At 66.9% G+C, this 15892-nt stretch carries 15 protein-coding genes; 11 read left to right on the top strand and 4 right to left on the bottom strand.

Annotated elements, in window-relative coordinates:
• The first annotated feature begins 5 nt into the window (after positions 1-5).
• Complete coding sequence (locus ACZ5R1_RS19450; protein WP_007161686.1) at positions 6-473, top strand: chemotaxis protein CheW; 468 nt, start codon at positions 6-8, stop codon at positions 471-473.
• Here the strand turns inward: ACZ5R1_RS19450 and ACZ5R1_RS19445 are convergent.
• The 3 genes from ACZ5R1_RS19445 to ACZ5R1_RS19435 all read right to left on the bottom strand — a co-directional run bounded on the left by ACZ5R1_RS19445 (position 470) and on the right by ACZ5R1_RS19435 (position 3338).
• The gene (locus tag ACZ5R1_RS19445; RefSeq protein WP_115946688.1) at positions 470-1129 is read right to left on the bottom strand and encodes an HAD-IA family hydrolase; all 660 of its coding nucleotides are present in this window, start codon (positions 1127-1129) and stop codon (positions 470-472) included. The two genes, ACZ5R1_RS19450 and ACZ5R1_RS19445, sit on opposite strands and share 4 nt — an antisense overlap.
• A 66-nt stretch (positions 1130-1195) precedes the next feature.
• A complete protein-coding gene (locus ACZ5R1_RS19440) occupies positions 1196-1924 on the bottom strand; it encodes a 16S rRNA (uracil(1498)-N(3))-methyltransferase (protein WP_115946689.1) in 729 nt (242 codons plus the stop codon).
• 13 nt (positions 1925-1937) lie between these two features.
• Positions 1938-3338 carry an adenosylmethionine--8-amino-7-oxononanoate transaminase gene (locus tag ACZ5R1_RS19435; protein WP_115946690.1) on the bottom strand — a complete coding sequence of 467 codons (1401 nt, stop codon included), beginning with the start codon at positions 3336-3338 and terminating at the stop codon, positions 1938-1940.
• A 174-nt stretch (positions 3339-3512) separates the two neighbouring features.
• Here ACZ5R1_RS19435 and ACZ5R1_RS19430 point away from each other — a divergent pair, with 174 nt between their 5' ends.
• From ACZ5R1_RS19430 to ACZ5R1_RS19400, 7 genes are all read left to right on the top strand, one after another.
• A complete protein-coding gene (locus ACZ5R1_RS19430; RefSeq protein ID WP_115946691.1) occupies positions 3513-5090 on the top strand; it encodes a flavin monoamine oxidase family protein in 1578 nt (525 codons plus the stop codon).
• A 173-nt stretch (positions 5091-5263) separates the two neighbouring features.
• Positions 5264-5818: a cytochrome b gene (locus tag ACZ5R1_RS19425; protein ID WP_027598427.1), complete on the top strand. Its 555-nt coding sequence runs from the start codon at positions 5264-5266 to the stop codon at positions 5816-5818.
• 35 nt (positions 5819-5853) lie between these two features.
• Positions 5854-6432, top strand: coding sequence for a YceI family protein (locus tag ACZ5R1_RS19420; RefSeq protein ID WP_007161692.1), 579 nt, complete (start codon positions 5854-5856; stop codon positions 6430-6432).
• Positions 6433-6778: 346 nt separating this feature from the next.
• On the top strand, positions 6779-7975 hold the full coding sequence (locus ACZ5R1_RS19415) for an efflux RND transporter periplasmic adaptor subunit (protein ID WP_027598428.1): 1197 nt from the start codon (positions 6779-6781) through the stop codon (positions 7973-7975).
• Between the two features lie 12 nt (positions 7976-7987).
• The gene (locus ACZ5R1_RS19410; protein ID WP_027598429.1) at positions 7988-11125 is read left to right on the top strand and encodes an efflux RND transporter permease subunit; all 3138 of its coding nucleotides are present in this window, start codon (positions 7988-7990) and stop codon (positions 11123-11125) included.
• A gap of 1 nt (position 11126) precedes the next feature.
• Positions 11127-12629 carry an efflux transporter outer membrane subunit gene (locus ACZ5R1_RS19405; protein WP_074584090.1) on the top strand — a complete coding sequence of 501 codons (1503 nt, stop codon included), beginning with the start codon at positions 11127-11129 and terminating at the stop codon, positions 12627-12629.
• A 118-nt stretch (positions 12630-12747) separates the two neighbouring features.
• Positions 12748-13335, top strand: coding sequence for a YajG family lipoprotein (locus ACZ5R1_RS19400; RefSeq protein ID WP_007161696.1), 588 nt, complete (start codon positions 12748-12750; stop codon positions 13333-13335).
• Between the two features lie 60 nt (positions 13336-13395).
• Here ACZ5R1_RS19400 and ACZ5R1_RS19395 read toward each other — a convergent pair whose 3' ends face one another.
• Positions 13396-14556 (bottom strand): 1-acyl-sn-glycerol-3-phosphate acyltransferase, encoded by a 1161-nt coding sequence (locus ACZ5R1_RS19395; protein WP_464712644.1) that lies wholly within the window; start codon positions 14554-14556, stop codon positions 13396-13398.
• A 107-nt stretch (positions 14557-14663) separates the two neighbouring features.
• On the opposite strand from ACZ5R1_RS19395, the gene ACZ5R1_RS19390 reads away from it, so the two are divergent.
• The 3 genes from ACZ5R1_RS19390 to ACZ5R1_RS19380 all read left to right on the top strand — a co-directional run bounded on the left by ACZ5R1_RS19390 (position 14664) and on the right by ACZ5R1_RS19380 (position 15878).
• Complete coding sequence (locus tag ACZ5R1_RS19390; protein ID WP_017639858.1) at positions 14664-14846, top strand: CPXCG motif-containing cysteine-rich protein; 183 nt, start codon at positions 14664-14666, stop codon at positions 14844-14846.
• Entirely contained in the window at positions 14846-15106 is a 261-nt protein-coding gene (locus ACZ5R1_RS19385) for a putative signal transducing protein (protein WP_007162730.1), read from the top strand. Before ACZ5R1_RS19390 ends, ACZ5R1_RS19385 begins: the two co-directional genes overlap by 1 nt.
• A gap of 154 nt (positions 15107-15260) precedes the next feature.
• Positions 15261-15878 carry an SOS response-associated peptidase gene (locus ACZ5R1_RS19380; protein ID WP_115946692.1) on the top strand — a complete coding sequence of 206 codons (618 nt, stop codon included), beginning with the start codon at positions 15261-15263 and terminating at the stop codon, positions 15876-15878.
• Positions 15879-15892 lie beyond the last annotated feature (14 nt).

The following is a 15892-nucleotide window of genomic DNA, read 5'->3' as shown; positions in this document are numbered from 1 at the left end:
CTCCCATGTCGACCGCCGCGCCCGCCGAACACCTGACCGGTCTGCTGCTGACCCTGGCCGATCGCACCCTGCTGCTGCCCAACGCGGCGGTGGCCGAGCTGGTGCCCTGTCGCGAGATCCGGCCACTGCCTGTGCAACCCGACTGGTGCCTGGGCCAGGTGGCCTGGCGCGACCTGCGTCTGCCGCTGATCAGTTTCGAGGCGCTGTCCAGTGGCAGCGCCGCGCAATTCGATGGCGATCGCCATGCGCGGGTGGCCATCCTCAACGCCCTGGGTGGGCGTGAGCGGGTGCGCTTCCTGGCGCTGCTGATCCGCAGCATTCCGCGCTCGTTGCGCATCACCCCCGAGCTGGTCGCCGCCGAGGTGCCCCTGGCCGCCCTGGAACTGGGCGCTGTGGCCTACGAAGGCGGCACGGCGCGCATTCCCGATCTGATCGGGGTGGAAGAGCGCCTCGCCGCCGCCGGCGTCTTCTAGTCCTTCCGGGTCAGGCGCAGGGCGCCGTCTTCATCACGGCTGATGCCGACTCTGCGGTAGTCGGCCAGGGTCGGTAGCCCCAGGTCCAGCGGCTGGCGATGGGTCGCGGTGATGGCCACCGCATCGGCGCCGGCGGCCTTGGCCGCGGCAAAGCCGGCGTGGGCATCCTCGAACACCAGGCAGTCGCCGATCGCCACCCCCAGCTTGCGCGCACCCGCCAGGAAACAGTCCGGCGCGGGCTTGCCCTGGGTGACGTCTTCGGCGCAGATCATCACCGGCGGCAGGGCCATGCCGGCCGCGGCGAGCCGCACTTCGGCCAGCCGGCGCGAAGCCGAGGTGACCAGCGCCCAGCTGCCGGCCGGCAGGCTGGCGAGAAAGGCCGCGGCGCCGGGGATTTCCTGGATATCGGCGACATCGGCGATCTCCAGTTCGGTGATGGCGCGGGTCTCGGCGTCGATGTCCGCGCCCGCCGGGGCGAAGCGCTTGACCGTCTCCACCGCCCGCACCCCGTGCATCACGGCGAGGACGTCAGCCGGATCGAGGCCATGGCCGAGAGCCCAGGTGCTCCAGGCGCGTTCGGCGGAGGCCACGCTGGTGAGCAGGGTGCCGTCCATGTCGAACAGGAAGGCGGCGTAGGGGCGAGAGGGCAGGGTCATCCGGGGCTCCAAAACTATCCGTGGGGAAAGGGACGGACCGCCGCGGGGCAGCGGTCCGGGGGCAGGTCAGGGGGTCTGGAAATCACCCCAGAGTTGCTGGGCCACGCTCAGGGCCACCACCGGCGCGGTCTCGGTGCGCAGCACCCGCGGCCCCAGGCGGGCCGGCTGGAAACCGGCGGCGCGGGCGGCCGTGACTTCGGTCTCGCTCAGGCCGCCTTCCGGCCCGATCAGCAGGGCCAGGCGGGTGGGGCGGGCATGGCTTTCCAGGGGCTCGGCCACCGGGTGCAGGACCAGCTTGAGATCGGCGTCCAGCCCGGCCTGCCAGTCGGCCAGCAACTGCGGTGGATGGATCAGCGGCACCGTGGAGCGACCGCACTGTTCGCAGGCGCTGATGGCGACCTGGCGCCAGTGCTGCAGGCGCTTGTCGGCGCGTTCGTCCTTGAGGCGCACCTCGCAGCGCTCGCTGACCAGCGGAGTGATCTCGGCCACCCCCAGCTCGGTGGCCTTCTGGATCGCCCAGTCCATGCGCTCGCCGCGGGACAGGCCCTGGCCGAGGTGGATCCGCAATGGCGAATCGGGTTGGCCGGGCAGTTCCTCGGTGAGCTCGACGCTGAGGGTCTTCTTGCCCACCTCGGCGATCTGGCCGAGGTATTCGCGGCCGCTGCCGTCGAACAGTTGCACGGCATCCCCCGGCGCCAGGCGCAGCACGCGGCCCAGGTAGTGGGCCTGGGCCTCGGGCAGGTCGAGACGGCCGAGGGCCAGGGGCAGGTCGAGGTGGCAGCGGGTGAGACGCATGGCGGACTCCAGATCAGCCGGGATCGCGGTGGTTGGGGTGCAGGTCGCTCAGGGCGACGCTGACCGAGGTGCGGGTGGCGAGGTCGATGCCTTCGCTCGCCACCTCGGCGAGGAAGTCGATCTGCTCGGGAGTGATGACGTAAGGCGGCAGGAAGTAGACCACGTTGCCCAGCGGCCGCAACAGGGCGCCGCGGGAGAGGGCGTGCTGGTAGACGGCCAGGCCGCGGCGCTCCTGCCAGGGGTAGGGCGTGCGGCGGGCCTTGTCGGCGGTCATCTCGATGGCCAGGGCCATGCCGGTCTGGCGCACCTCGCCGACCTGGGGATGCTCGGCCAGGTGCGCGGTGGCCTCGGCCATGCGCCGGGCCAGGGGCTTGTTGGCTTCGATGACTTCGTCCTGGGCAAAGATGTCCAGGGTCGCCAGGGCGGCGGCGCAGGCCAGCGGATTGCCGGTGTAGCTGTGGGAATGCAGGAAGGCGCGCAGGGTGTGGTAGTCGTCGTAGAAGGCCTGGTAGACCGCATCGGTGGTCAGGCAGGCGGCCAGCGGCAGGTAGCCGCCGGTCAGGGCCTTGGACAGGCAGAGGAAATCCGGACGGATACCGGCCTGTTCGCAGGCGAACATCGTCCCGGTGCGACCGAAGCCCACGGCGATCTCGTCGTGGATCAGGTGCACGCCATAGCGATCGCAGGCCTCGCGCAGGAGGCGCAGATAGACCGGGTGGTACATGCGCATGCCGGTGGCGCCCTGGATCAGCGGCTCGACGATGACCGCGGCGACGCTCTGGTGGTGCTCGGCCAGGGTGCGCTCCATGTGCACGAACATCTGCCGCGAATGCTCTTCCCAGTCCATGCCTTCGGGGCGCAGGTAGCAATCGGGGCTCGGCACCTTGAGGGTGTCCAGCAACAGGCCCTGGTAGGTCTCGGTGAACAGCGCCACGTCGCCCACCGACATGGCCGCCACCGTCTCGCCATGGTAGCTGTTGGTCAGGGTGACGAAGCGGCGCTTGTCCGGCTGGCCCACGTTGCGCCAGTAGTGGTAGCTCATCTTCAGGGCCACCTCGATGCACGAGGAGCCGTTGTCGGCATAGAACACCCGGTCGAGACCGGCCGGGGTCAGGGCGACCAGGCGCTCGGACAGCTCGATCACCGGCTGGTGACTGAAGCCGGCGAGGATGACGTGCTCCAGCTGGTCGACCTGGGCCTTGATGCGGTCGTTGATGCGCGGATTGGCGTGGCCGAAGACATTGACCCACCAGGAACTGACGGCGTCCAGGTAGCGCTTGCCGTCGAAGTCTTCCAGCCAGACGCCCTCGCCGCGGCGGATCGGGATCACCGGCAGCTGCTCGTGATCCTTCATCTGGGTGCAGGGGTGCCAGAGCACCTCCAGGTCACGGCGCATCCAGTCGTGATTGGTCATTGGCGGTCTCCTGGCGACGGGCCCGGCGATAAAAAGGGGGCGCAAGCCTAAGCCAGGGCGCGCGACGGGAGCAAGGCGCGGGCCGATTGCCGGTCGTGGCGCCGTCTGGTTGCCCCGGGGCCGCTGGCGTATGCTGCGCCACCGCCGTTTCCCGGTCCCAGGAGTCTAGAAAAGATGTCGTCGCGTTGGACAGGTTTTACCGTCTGCTTGGCAGCCGGCGTATTCGCTACCAGCCTGAGCGCAGGCGCTGCCGAGAAGGCCCATAAAGAGTCGCACAAGGCGCCGGAAAAGGCTGCCGCGGCGCCCGTCGCGCCCAGTGGTCCCTCGGTGATCGTGGTCGGTGCCGGCATGGCCGGTCTGGCCTCGGCCTATGAACTGCAGCAGGCCGGCTGGAACGTGACCCTGCTGGAAGCCGGCGCGCGCGTCGGCGGTCGCTCCGGTCTCGCCTCCAGCGAATGGATCGGCGACACAAAGGCCCAGCCGGTGCTCAACCACTACCTGGACACCTTCAAGCTCAAGACCGTGGACGCGCCGTCCTTCGTGCGCACCCCGGGCTATCTGATCGACGGCCAGTACTATTCCCAGGACGACCTGGTGCAGAAGATGCCGGCCGTGGCCGATGCCCTGAAGCGCGTCGACAAGTCCCTGGACGACCTGGCCGCCGCCATCAGCGATCCGCTGCAGCCGACCGCCACCCCGACCCTGCACGCCCTCGACCAGATCAACGCCGCCACCTGGCTGGACAAGCAGAATCTGCCGCCGGTGGCCCGCCAGCTGATCAACCAGCGCATCCGCGTGCGCTATGACGAGCCCTCGCGGCTGTCGCTGCTCTATCTGGCCCAGCAGACCCGCGTCTATCGCGGCGTCGAGGACAAGGACCTGCGCGCCTCGCGCCTGCCCGGCGGCAGCGACGTCCTGGCCCAGGCCTTCGTCAAGCAGATCAAGACGATCAAGACCGACAGCAAGGTGTCGAGCATCGTCCAGGATCCGAGCGGCGTGACGGTCAAGGCCGGCGCCAATGGCTACAAGGCCGACTACGTGGTGATGGCGGTGCCGCTGCGCGCCCTTGGTCAGGTGCAGATGACCCCGGCGCTGGACGCCACCCAGCAGGCCGCCATCAAGGGCACCACCTATGGCTGGCGCGACCAGATCCTGCTCAAGTTCAAGACCCCGGTGTGGGACAGCAAGTCGCGCATGAGCGGCGAGATCTACAGCGACCAGGGTCTGGGCATGCTGTGGGTGGAACCGGACGTCAAGGGCGGCGCCAATGTGCTGGTCAACCTGGCCGGCGACAGCGCGCGCCTGGTGCAGGCCTTCGGCGACAAGCAGATGGTCGATCAGGTGCTGATCCGCTTCCACGCCCTCTATCCCAAGGCGCGCGGTGCCTTCTCCGGCTACGAAGTCCGTCGCTACAGCCGCGATCCGGGCGTGGGCGGTGCCTACCTGGCCTATGGTCCGGGCCAGATCACCCGCTACTGGCGGCTGTGGGAAAAGCCCACCGGCCGGGTGATCTTTGCTGGCGAGCACACCGATCCGCTGCATCCGGGCACCCTGGAAGGGGCCCTGGCCAGCGGTCAGCGCGCCGCCGGCCAGGTCCGCGACCTCAAGGCCGGCAAGGCCGTGGTGCCGGTCGTCGCCAGCGCCAAGGCCCCGGCTCAGCCGGCTGCCGCGCCCAAGGCCGCCGACGCCGCGCCGGCCAAGGACAGTGGCGAGCACGGCTTCTTCTGGAAGCTGTTCCACTGGTCGTTCTGATCCAGACCCGCGCCGGGAGGCTGCCCCTGCGCAGCCTCCCGGCCGCAGCGGACGGGGCCTCCATGCGCCGTCCGATCCATCGATTCCTTCGATATTGATTCGACACTTTTTCCGCTTTCCATCGATACGTTTGCGGCTAGGCTTAGGCAAAGCTTTTTCAGGAGAGAAAAGCGATGCACTGGCGCAACGATGGCCTTCGCTACGGTCTGGTAAGTCTGGTTCTGCATTGGGTCATGGCCCTGGCGATCGTCGCCATGTTCGCCTCCGGCCTGTGGATGCGCACCCTGGACTACTACGACACCTGGTACCACACCGCCCCCGAACTGCATAAGAGCGCCGGCATCCTCCTGCTGATCGCCCTGGTGCTGCGCCTGCTCTGGCGCCTGGTCAGTCCGCCGCCGCCGGTGGAGGGCAGCCCCCTGGTGCGCCGCGCCGCCGGGGCCGGGCACTTCCTGCTCTATGCCTTGATGCTCAGCGTCATGGTGGCCGGCTATCTGATCTCCACCGCCGATGGTGTGGCCATCGATGTCTTCGGCTGGTTCAAGGTGCCGGCGACCCTGAGCGGCTTGCCGGACCAGGCCGATACCGCCGGCAAGATCCACCTCTGGTTCGCCTGGACGCTGATCGTCCTGGCCGGCCTGCACGTGCTGGCCGCGCTCAAGCACCATTTCGTCGATCGCGACGGCACCCTGGTGCGCATGCTCGGCCGGGTCCATACCCCTTCCTGATGTTCGCTTCCCACCACCACATGGAGCTCCATCCAATGCTGAAGAAAACCGTTGCCGCCCTGGCCCTGGGTACCGCTCTGCTGGGCGCCGGCCAGGCCATGGCCGCCGATTACAAGATCGACAAGCAGGGCCAGCACGCCTTCATCCAGTTCCGCATCCAGCACCTGGGCTACAGCTGGCTGTACGGCACCTTCAAGGACTTCGACGGCAACTTCAGCTTCGATGCCAAGGATCCGTCCGCCGACAAGATCAAGGTGACCATCAACACCGACAGCGTCGACACCAACCACGCCGAGCGTGACAAGCACCTGCGCAGCGCCGACTTCCTCAACGTCGCCGCCCATCCCCAGGCCAGCTTCGAATCCACCAAGGTCACCCCCACCGGCGACGGCACCGCCGACGTCACCGGCAACCTGACCCTGAACGGCGTGACCAAGCCGGTCACCATCAAGGCCCACTTCATGGGCGAGGGCAAGGATCCGTGGGGCGGCTACCGCGCCGGCTTCGAGGGCACCACCACCCTCAAGCTCAAGGATTTCAACATCCAGAAGGACCTCGGTCCGAAGTCCCAGGAAGTGGAATTCATGCTGTCCTTCGAAGGCGTGCGCCAGTAACGGGACGCCCTCAGGTTGTAACCAAAGATGCCGGATTCGTCCGGCATTTTTATGCCTGGTCGTTTTTGGCGACGAGGCGGGCGCCAGAGGAATCCCCCGGCAGAACTCGCCTTCAGCCTGATGGTCTGCTACCGAGGTCGGTCGTCTGGGCCTGATGTCGTAGGAATAACCGTTTTCACGAGGCGCCGGAGCCGCCGGCGAGATACCCGAGCATGGCGCTTGGGTTATTTACAAACAGTCGTGAACGTAAGTATATTTGTCTGATAATAATTCCTATGCTCGAGCCGGTGCGGATCCACAAGGCGCGCTGCGCATGCTCATTTCCCCGCTTTCAAGGACTTTTGATATGCAGATCAAGCCGGCGCATGCCTTTTTCGCCCCCGCCCTGCTGGCCGTGGCCCTGGCCCTTGGCGCCTGCGGCAAGCAGGACAACAAGGACCAGCAGCAGCAACAGCAGCAGAAGCCCGCTGAGGTCGGGGTGGTGACGATGCAACCCCGCACCGTGACCCTCACCGACGAACTGCCCGGGCGCACCTCGGCCTTCCGCATCGCCGAGGTCCGTCCCCAGGTCAGCGGCATCCTGCTCAAGCGCTACTTCACCGAGGGCGCCGACGTGAAGGCCGGCACCCAGCTCTATCAGATCGATCCGCGCACCTACGAAGCCAACGTCAACTCGGCCAAGGCCTCGCTGGCCCAGGCCCAGGCGACCCTGGCCTCCAACCGGCTCAAGGCCCAGCGCTATGGCGCCCTGGTCAAGGAGCAGGCGATCAGCAAGCAGGAAGCCGACGACGCCCTGTCCATGCAGCGGCAGAACGAAGCCCAGGTGGAATCGGCGAGAGCCGCCCTGCGCAACGCCGAGATCAACCTGGCCTACACCAAGGTCGCCGCGCCGATTTCCGGCCGCATCGGGCGCTCGATGATGACCGAAGGCGCCCTGGTCACCGCCGACCAGACCACCGCCCTGACCAGCATCACCCAGCTCGATCCCATCTATGTCGACGTGACCCAGTCCGCCACCGACCTGCTGCGCCTGCGCCGTGAACTGGACAGCGGTCAGCTGCAGCGCGTGCAGGGCGAGAACGCCGCCGAGGTCAAGCTGATGCTGGAAGACGGCAGTGCCTACAGCCGTCCCGGCAAGCTCAAGTTCGCCGAGGTCTCGGTGGATCAGGGCACCGGCTCGGTGACCATCCGCGCCGAATTCCCCAACCCCGACAAGCTGCTGCTGCCCGGCATGTTCGTGCGTGCCCAGCTGCAGTCCGGCGTTCGCCAGAATGCCCTGCTGGTGCCGCAACAGGGCGTGACCCGCGACATCAAGGGCCAGCCCACCGCCATGGTGGTCAACGGCGAAGGCAAGGTCGAGCAGCGGATCCTCAAGACCGAGCGTACCGTGGGCTCCGACTGGCTGGTCACCGACGGCCTGAAGGCGGGTGACAAGGTCATCACCGAGGGCCTGCAGAAGATCAAGCCGGGCGCCACCGTCACCACCAAGCCGGCGAGCAACATCGCCTCCGCCGAGCAGAAGCCGGCGGGTCAGGCTCAGTAAGGGGAGCGCCCGATGTCCAAGTTCTTCATCGACCGGCCCATCTTCGCCTGGGTGATCGCCCTGGTGATCATGCTCGCCGGTATCCTGTCGATCCTCAATCTGCCGATCAACCAGTACCCGAACATCGCCGCCCCGGCGGTCTCGATCCAGGTGAGCTACCCGGGCGCCTCGGCGCAGACGGTGCAGGACACCGTGGTCCAGGTCATCGAGCAGCAGATGAACGGGATCGACAACCTCAGGTACATCTCCTCGGAGTCCAACTCCGATGGCAGCATGACCATCATCGTGACCTTCAACCAGGGCACCAACTCCGACATCGCCCAGGTCCAGGTGCAGAACAAGCTGCAGCTGGCGACGCCGCTGCTGCCGCAGGAAGTGCAGCAGCAGGGCATGCGCGTGGCCAAGTACCAGCGCAACTTCATGATGGTGGTGGGCCTGGTCTCCATGGACGGCTCCCTGACCAAGGAAGACCTGTCCAACTACATCGTTTCCAACATGCGTGATCCCATCGCGCGGACCAGCGGTGTGGGTGACTTCCAGGTGTTCGGTGCCCAGTACGCCATGCGCATCTGGCTCGATCCGCAGAAGCTGGTGAAGTACCAGCTGACGCCGGTCGACGTCAGCAGCGCCATCCAGAGCCAGAACGTGCAGATCGCCTCCGGTCAGCTCGGCGGCCTGCCGGCGGTGCCGGGGCAACAGCTCAACGCCACCATCATCGGCAAGACCCGCCTGACCAGCGTCGAGGAATTCGGCAAGATCTTCCTCAAGGTCGATCAGAGCGGCGCCCAGGTGCGCCTGCGCGACGTGGCACGGGTGGAGCTGGGGGGCGAGAACTATTCCATCGACGCTCAGTTCGACGGCAAGCCGGCCTCCGGCATGGCCCTGCGTCTGGCCACCGGGGCCAACGCCCTGGACACCGCCAAGGCGGTCCGCGCCACCATCGAACGGCTCAAGCCGTTCATGCCGCCGGGCATGGAAGTGGTCTATCCCTATGACACCACCCCGGTGGTGACCGCTTCCATCCACGAGGTGGTCAAGACCCTGGGCGAGGCGATCCTGCTGGTGTTCCTGGTGATGTTCCTGTTCCTGCAGAACTTCCGGGCCACCCTGATCCCCACCATCGCCGTACCCGTGGTTCTGCTGGGCACCTTCGCGGTGCTCTTGGCCGCCGGTTTCACCATCAACATCCTGACCATGTTCGGCATGGTGCTCGCCATCGGCCTGCTGGTGGACGATGCCATCGTGGTGGTGGAAAACGTCGAGCGGGTGATGGCCGAGGAGGGGCTCTCGCCCAAGGAGGCGACGCGCAAGTCCATGGGTCAAATCCAGGGCGCCCTGGTCGGTATCGCCATGGTGCTGTCGGCGGTGTTCGTGCCCATGGCCTTCTTTGGCGGCTCCACCGGGGTGATCTATCGCCAGTTCTCCATCACCATCGTTTCCTCGATGGTGCTCTCGGTGCTAGTGGCCCTGATCCTGACCCCGGCGCTGTGCGCCACCCTGCTCAAGCCGGTCAAGCAGGGGCACCACGAGAAGCGCGGTTTCTTCGGCTGGTTCAACCGCAAGTTCGAGAGCGGTCAGCACCGCTACGAGCGCAGCGTGGCCGCGGTGATCCGCCACAAGGTGCCCTTCCTGCTGCTGTACCTGCTGATCGTCGGCGTCATGGTGTTCCTGTTCACCCGCATCCAGTCGTCCTTCCTGCCGGAAGAGGACCAGGGCGTGATCTTCGCCCAGGTCACCACGCCGCCGGGCTCCAGTGCCGAGCGGACGCAGAAGGTGCTCGACACCATGCGCGAGATGATGATGAAGAACGACTCGAGCGCGGTCAGCTCGATGTTCACCGTCAACGGCTTCAACTTCGCCGGTCGAGGCCAGAGCTCGGGCCTGGCGTTCATCCAGCTCAAGCCCTGGGAAGAGCGTCCGGACGCCAAGGATGGGGCCAGTGCCGTGGCCGGTCGGGCCATGGGCTACCTGTCGGGCATCAAGGACGCCATCGTCTACGCCATCGTGCCGCCGGCGGTGCTGGAGCTGGGTAACGCCACCGGCTTCGACTTCTATCTGCAGGACCAGGGCGGCATCGGCCACGAGGCGCTCATGGCCGCGCGCAACCAACTGCTCGGCATGGCCGCGCAGAATCCCAAGCTGATGCAGACCCGTCCCAACGGCCTCAACGACGAGCCGCAATTCAAGCTCATCGTCGACGACGAGAAGGTGCGCGCCCTGGGGCTGTCGCAGAGCGACGTCAACCAGACGCTGTCCATCGGCTGGGCGTCCAGCTACGTCAACGACTTCATCGACCGCGGTCGGGTGAAGAAGGTCTACCTGCAGGGCGAAGCCAGCGCGCGGATGAATCCCGAGGACTTCAACAAGTGGTACGTGCGCAACAGCGCGGGCGAGATGGTGCCGGTGTCGGCCTTCGCCCGCGGCGAGTGGATCTACGGCTCGCCCAAGCTGGAGCGCTACAACGGCATCTCCTCACTGGAGATCCTCGGTTCCGCGGCGCCCGGCTACAGCACCGGTGACGCCATGGCCGAGATCGAGCGCATGGCCAAGGACCTGCCGCAGGGCGTGGGTATCGCCTGGACCGGTCTGTCCTACGAGGAGCGGCTGTCGGGCTCCCAGGCGCCGGCGCTCTACGCCCTGTCGCTGCTGGTGGTGTTCCTCTGCCTGGCGGCGCTGTACGAGAGCTGGTCGATTCCGATCGCGGTCATCCTGGTGGTGCCGCTGGGGGTGGTGGGGGCCTTGCTGGCCACCTACTTCCGTGGCCTGGCCAACGACGTCTTCTTCCAGGTCGGTCTGTTGACGACCATCGGTCTGGCGGCGAAGAACGCCATCCTGATCGTGGAATTCGCCAAGGAGCTGCACGAGGGCGGCAAGAACATCGTCGATGCGGCGGTGGAAGCCTCGCGCATGCGTCTGCGGCCCATCATCATGACCTCCATGGCCTTCATCCTGGGCGTGGTGCCCCTGGCGATCTCCTCGGGCGCGAGCTCCGGCAGCCAGCACGCCGTGGGTACCGGCGTGATCGGCGGCATGCTCACCGCCACGATACTGGCGATCTTCTGGATTCCCATGTTCTACGTGGTGGTCAGCAGCCTGTTCAAGGACAAGGCCACCAAGGACCAGGAAGCCCATGGCAAGGAAGGACACTGATATGAAGAAGTCTCTCTTGGCGGTGGTCGTGGGCATGCTGGCCGTCTCCGGCTGCAGCCTGATCCCCGACTACCAGCGACCCAACGCGCCGGTGGAGAATGCCTGGCCCCATGGCCAGGCCTACGATGCCCTGACGGTCAACCGCGACCAGCAGGCGGCCGACATCGGCTGGCGCGATTTCTATCGCGATCCGGCCCTGCAGCAACTGATCCAGCTGTCACTGGACAACAACCGCGACCTGCGCCAGGCCGCGCTGAACGTGCGCCTCTACCAGGCGCAGTACCGCGTGCAGCGCGCCGAGCTGTTTCCCGACATCAGTGTCAGCGGCACCGGGACCCGTACCCGCCAGCCTGAAGACCTGAGCCAGGTCTCCGCCATCCGCGAACTGCTCGCCGGCAACAGCGCCAACGGCGCGGGTGGCGGTGGCGGCGGCAGCATCAGCAGCCAGTACAGCGTGACCCTGGGCTTCACCTCCTATGAGCTGGACCTCTTCGGTCGCCTGCGCAGCCTCAGCGAGCAGGCGCTGCTCAACTACTTCGCCACCAGCGAAGGACGTCGCAGCACCCAGATCTCGCTGGTCTCGGAAGTGGCCAACGCCTACTACGCCTGGCTCACCGACCAGCGCATGCTGCAACTGACCCGCGAGACCCTGGACGCCTATCAGCGCTCCTACGACCTGACCCGTCAGACCGTGGAGAACGGCGTGGCCAGCGGCCTGGACCTTCGCCAGTCGCGCACCGCCCTGGAAGGGGCGCGGGCGAATCTGGCGCAATACACCCGCCAGGTGGCCCAGGATCGCAACGCCCTGGCCTTGCTGCTGGGCACCTCGATCCCGGCCGACCTGCCGCAGGGCAAGGGCCTGGACGGCAAGGACCTGCTCGCCGACCTGCCGGCCAACCTGCCGTCGGATCTCCTGCAGAAGCGCCCGGACATCCTCCAGTCCGAGCTGCAGCTGCGCGCCGCCAACGCCAACATCGGCGCAGCGCGGGCGGCCTTCTTCCCGCGCATCAGCCTGACCGCCCAGGGTGGCACGGCCAGTCGCGATCTGAATGGCCTGTTCGACGCCGGCTCCGGCTACTGGACCTTCTCGCCGAGCATCAACATCCCGATCTTCACGGCCGGCAGTCTCAAGGCCAGCCTGGATGCGGCCAGGATCCAGAAGGACATCAACGTCGCCACCTACGAGAAGTCGATCCAGACCGCCTTCCGCGAAGTGGCCGATGCCCTCGCGGCGAAGGGCACCTACGACGACCAGTTGCAGGCCCAGCAGGACCTGGTGCAGGCCAGCCAGGAGTACTACGACCTGGCCAACCTGCGCTATCGCCAGGGCATCGACAACTACCTCACGGTGCTCGACGCCCAGCGCTCGCTGTACAGCGCCCAGCAGCAGCTGATCACCGATCGACTCAACCAGCTCAACAGCGAGGTCACCCTGTACAAGGCCCTCGGCGGTGGCTGGCTGGAGCGCAGCCAGACGCGACCGCCGCTGGCGGCCAAGCCCTGACCCTGCTCCAGGAAGACGCCGGCCTCGTGCCGGCGTTCTTCTGTCCGGGGTGCCCGTCTATCGACGCCGCTGGGGGGCTGGGTATACTGCCCCCTGTCCCTTTCTCTGGAGTCTCTGCATGCGCTATCGCCTGTTGCTCGGCCTGCTCGCCGCCACTGGTCTGACCCTGGCCGGCTGCGCCAGCAGCCCCCAGCAATTGAGTCCGCAACCCCAGATCACCGCGCCCATCGCCCCGGTCGGCCAGGGCCAGCCGGTCTCGGTCCGGGTGGTCGACGGTCGCTCCTCCTTTACCCTCGGCACCCGTGGCGGTCTCTATCCCGACACCAGCGTGGTGGTGGTGCAGACCCAGGACGTGATTCCCAAGCTGCAGGCCGAAGCCGAGAAGGCGGTCCGCCAGATGGGCTTCACCCCGTCGCCCAATGCCGGCCCCGGCGCGCCCCAGCTGACCCTGACCCTGGCCGAGCTGAACTACCAGTCGCCCAAGGAACTGTACGTCACCGCCTCCGACGTCGCCGCGGCCTTCCAGGTCGACGTGCGCAACAGCCAGCGCGGCTACCGCGGCCGCTACGGCGCCAGCCTCAACCAGCGCTTTGGCATGGCGCCCAACGCCGAGGCCAACACCAAGCTGGTCAGCGATGTGCTGAGCGACGCCCTGACCCGGGTGTTCAAGGATCCGACCGTGGTCCAGGTGCTCAGCGGTCGCTGAAAACCCGACGCCCATGAAAAAGCCCGGCCAGTGCCGGGCTTTTTCATGGGTCGCCGACCGCTATTCCAGGCCGGCCAGCACGCGGTACTTGTTGAGCACCGGCTGGGCGTACTGGCGCACCAGCTGCGCCCGGTATTCCGCCGGGCACTCGGCCAGGCGCTTTTCCCACTCGCCGCGGGCGACCGCGATTTCCTCGGCGGGAAACAGGGCGTCCACCGCGGGCACGGCCAGCTCCGGATCGCGACCCTCCGAGGCGGCATAGGCCAGGTAGCTGGCCGGGAACAGCCGGTAGTTGCCGAGGATCTGCCGGTCCATTTCCTGGGCCAGCGCCTTGGCATCCTCGAACTCACCCGTGACCGGCTCGCCAAAGGCCACGTGCACCCGGCCCTTGTAGCCGGTGATGCCCAGGGCGATGCTGACGTCGTCCTCGCCCGGCGCCTTGGTATAGCCGCCGGTGGTGGCGCGGATGTGCAGTTCGCGGGCCTTGGCCTGGTCGCAGGGATCGAATTCGTAGCTGATGGACACCGGCACGATGTTCAGCGCCTTGACCAGCTCGGCGAAGGGGGCGTCCTTGCAGCTCATGTGGAACATCTTGAGGATGGCCGAATCGGTACGGTCGTCGCCATCCTTGGCCCGGCCCTCGGCCTGGGCAATCCAGATGGACTGGCCGTCCTGGCGGATCGAGTGATTGATGTAGGCGGACAGATTCTGGTACGCCGCCAGCTTCTCGCGCCGGCCGCTGATGGAGCGGTGCACGATGAAGCTCTTGTTCAGCCGCATCAGGTCGCTGACGAAGGGCTTCTGCAGGAGGTTGTCGCCGATGGCGATGCGCGGCGTTGGCAGGCCGGCGTGGTAGACGGCATAGTTGACGAAGGCCGGGTCCATCACGATGTCGCGGTGGTTGGCCAGGAACAGATAGGCCCGGCCGCTGCGCAGCTGGTCGATACCGGAGTAGGTGACGCCGTCCGAGGCCTTTTCGATGGCGCGATCCACATAGGGTTCGAGCTTGTCCTGCAGCGCGGCGACGCTCTGGATGCCGCCCAGTTCCTGGCGCAGGCGGGTGCGCAACAGGGGCCGCACCACCCAGCCGAGGCCCTTGGACAGGCGCGGGAAACGGTAGCCGGCGAGGATGGCGATGAAGTGGTCGTCGTCGATCAGGCGGGCCAGAACCCCGGGGACTTCCGCGTCGTTATAGGGTCGAATGGCTTCGAACTCGCCCATGGTGTTCTCTTGTAGAAATTCCGGCGGCCATAGTAGTGGGCGTGGCGCCAGATGCAAGCGCCAGGGGCCGGATGGGCGGCAGGTTGGCGGTCGAGGAGTGCAGGCAGATGCTGGAAAGCCAGGAATACGATTGCCCTTATTGCGGCGAACCGGGCGAGGTGGTGCTCGACCTCAGCGGCGGTGATCAGGACTACTACGAAGACTGCGAAGTCTGCTGCCGGCCGATCCGCTTCGGCCTGCACACCGATGGCGAGGACTGGAATCTCGAGGTTCGTCGGGAGGACGACTGATGCGTCGCATTTACGAGCCGGGTTCGCTGCACGAGGGTGAATTGCTCCTGGCGGTGCTGGCCAGCGAAGGCATCAGCGGCTTTCTTGCCGGGCGCCATCTGCTCGGGGGCATCGGCGACCTGCCGGCGGCAGGGCTGCTCGGCCTGCTGGTCGAGGATGAGGAGGCCCTCCGCGCGCAGGCGCTGATCGCCGCGTACAATGCCGCCACGCCCCTGCCGGGAGAGGATCCCTCCCCCGAGCAGGGCATCCTCGTCTGCTAGGTTCTAGACGAAAAGTGCCTACGCATCGGTGATGCTTCGTTGAAAAACGCTTCGGAATGCTCATTTACCACTTGTAAACTCCGCTTCCTCAGCATTTTTCGCCTCGCCTGACCTTCGCTCGGCGACTTTTCGTAAAGAACCTAAAAAGGTTTTCATGTCCGGACGCTACGCCCTGTTCCGCTGGCCCGCCGAATTCGCCGCCCTGGCGGGATTCCCCGAAAAGCATGCGCCGCGCTGGAACATCTCCCCCCATCAGCAGGTGCTACTGCAGCGGCGGACCGCCGAGGGCGAGCGGGTCGACAGCGGTCGCTGGGGACTGACTCCGCCCTGGCTCACCGATCTTTCCCGCACCCCCACCCACGCCCGCGCCGAAAGCCTGGCCACCCAGCCGATGTTTCGCGAGCCCTTTCGCCTGCGGCGTTGCCTGCTGCCCGCCAACGGCTTCTACGAATGGCGCGGCAATCATCGCAAGCGGCCCTACTGGATGCTCAATGGCGAACCCCTGGCCTGGTTCGCCGCGCTCTGGGAGGCCTATCCGGCCGGGGACCAGCTCTGGCTGTCGGTGGCCATGGTCACCCAGGCCGCCGGCCCGCTGCGGCGGCCGATCCTGCTGGATGAAGCGGGGCGTGCCCTCTGGCAGGATCCGAACAGCTCGCCCGAAGCCCTGCAGGCGCTGTTGGCCACGGGCGGCATGCCGCTGCGCGAGCGGGTGCTGGCCGATATCGTCAACCGACCCGAGGTGGACGGGCCGGAGTGTCTGACCCCGCTGTAGACGCGGCCCTCACC

It is taken from the genome of Pseudomonas sp. Pso3 (assembly GCF_055393275.1).
The sequence above is the reverse complement of the archived record's forward strand: the minus strand, read 5'-3'. Positions and strand labels throughout refer to the sequence as shown.

What these genes read in the sequence shown, in the direction of transcription:
- ACZ5R1_RS19450 (WP_007161686.1), top strand. Translation starts at nt 6, where the DNA reads ATGTCGACCGCCGCGCCCGCCGAACACCTGACCGGTCTGCTGCTGACC.
- ACZ5R1_RS19445 (WP_115946688.1), bottom strand. Translation starts at nt 1,129, where the DNA reads ATGACCCTGCCCTCTCGCCCCTACGCCGCCTTCCTGTTCGACATGGAC.
- ACZ5R1_RS19440 (WP_115946689.1), bottom strand. Translation starts at nt 1,924, where the DNA reads ATGCGTCTCACCCGCTGCCACCTCGACCTGCCCCTGGCCCTCGGCCGT.
- ACZ5R1_RS19435 (WP_115946690.1), bottom strand. Translation starts at nt 3,338, where the DNA reads ATGACCAATCACGACTGGATGCGCCGTGACCTGGAGGTGCTCTGGCAC.
- ACZ5R1_RS19430 (WP_115946691.1), top strand. Translation starts at nt 3,513, where the DNA reads ATGTCGTCGCGTTGGACAGGTTTTACCGTCTGCTTGGCAGCCGGCGTA.
- ACZ5R1_RS19425 (WP_027598427.1), top strand. Translation starts at nt 5,264, where the DNA reads ATGCACTGGCGCAACGATGGCCTTCGCTACGGTCTGGTAAGTCTGGTT.
- ACZ5R1_RS19420 (WP_007161692.1), top strand. Translation starts at nt 5,854, where the DNA reads ATGCTGAAGAAAACCGTTGCCGCCCTGGCCCTGGGTACCGCTCTGCTG.
- ACZ5R1_RS19415 (WP_027598428.1), top strand. Translation starts at nt 6,779, where the DNA reads ATGCAGATCAAGCCGGCGCATGCCTTTTTCGCCCCCGCCCTGCTGGCC.
- ACZ5R1_RS19410 (WP_027598429.1), top strand. Translation starts at nt 7,988, where the DNA reads ATGTCCAAGTTCTTCATCGACCGGCCCATCTTCGCCTGGGTGATCGCC.
- ACZ5R1_RS19405 (WP_074584090.1), top strand. Translation starts at nt 11,127, where the DNA reads ATGAAGAAGTCTCTCTTGGCGGTGGTCGTGGGCATGCTGGCCGTCTCC.
- ACZ5R1_RS19400 (WP_007161696.1), top strand. Translation starts at nt 12,748, where the DNA reads ATGCGCTATCGCCTGTTGCTCGGCCTGCTCGCCGCCACTGGTCTGACC.
- ACZ5R1_RS19395 (WP_464712644.1), bottom strand. Translation starts at nt 14,556, where the DNA reads ATGGGCGAGTTCGAAGCCATTCGACCCTATAACGACGCGGAAGTCCCC.
- ACZ5R1_RS19390 (WP_017639858.1), top strand. Translation starts at nt 14,664, where the DNA reads ATGCTGGAAAGCCAGGAATACGATTGCCCTTATTGCGGCGAACCGGGC.
- ACZ5R1_RS19385 (WP_007162730.1), top strand. Translation starts at nt 14,846, where the DNA reads ATGCGTCGCATTTACGAGCCGGGTTCGCTGCACGAGGGTGAATTGCTC.
- ACZ5R1_RS19380 (WP_115946692.1), top strand. Translation starts at nt 15,261, where the DNA reads ATGTCCGGACGCTACGCCCTGTTCCGCTGGCCCGCCGAATTCGCCGCC.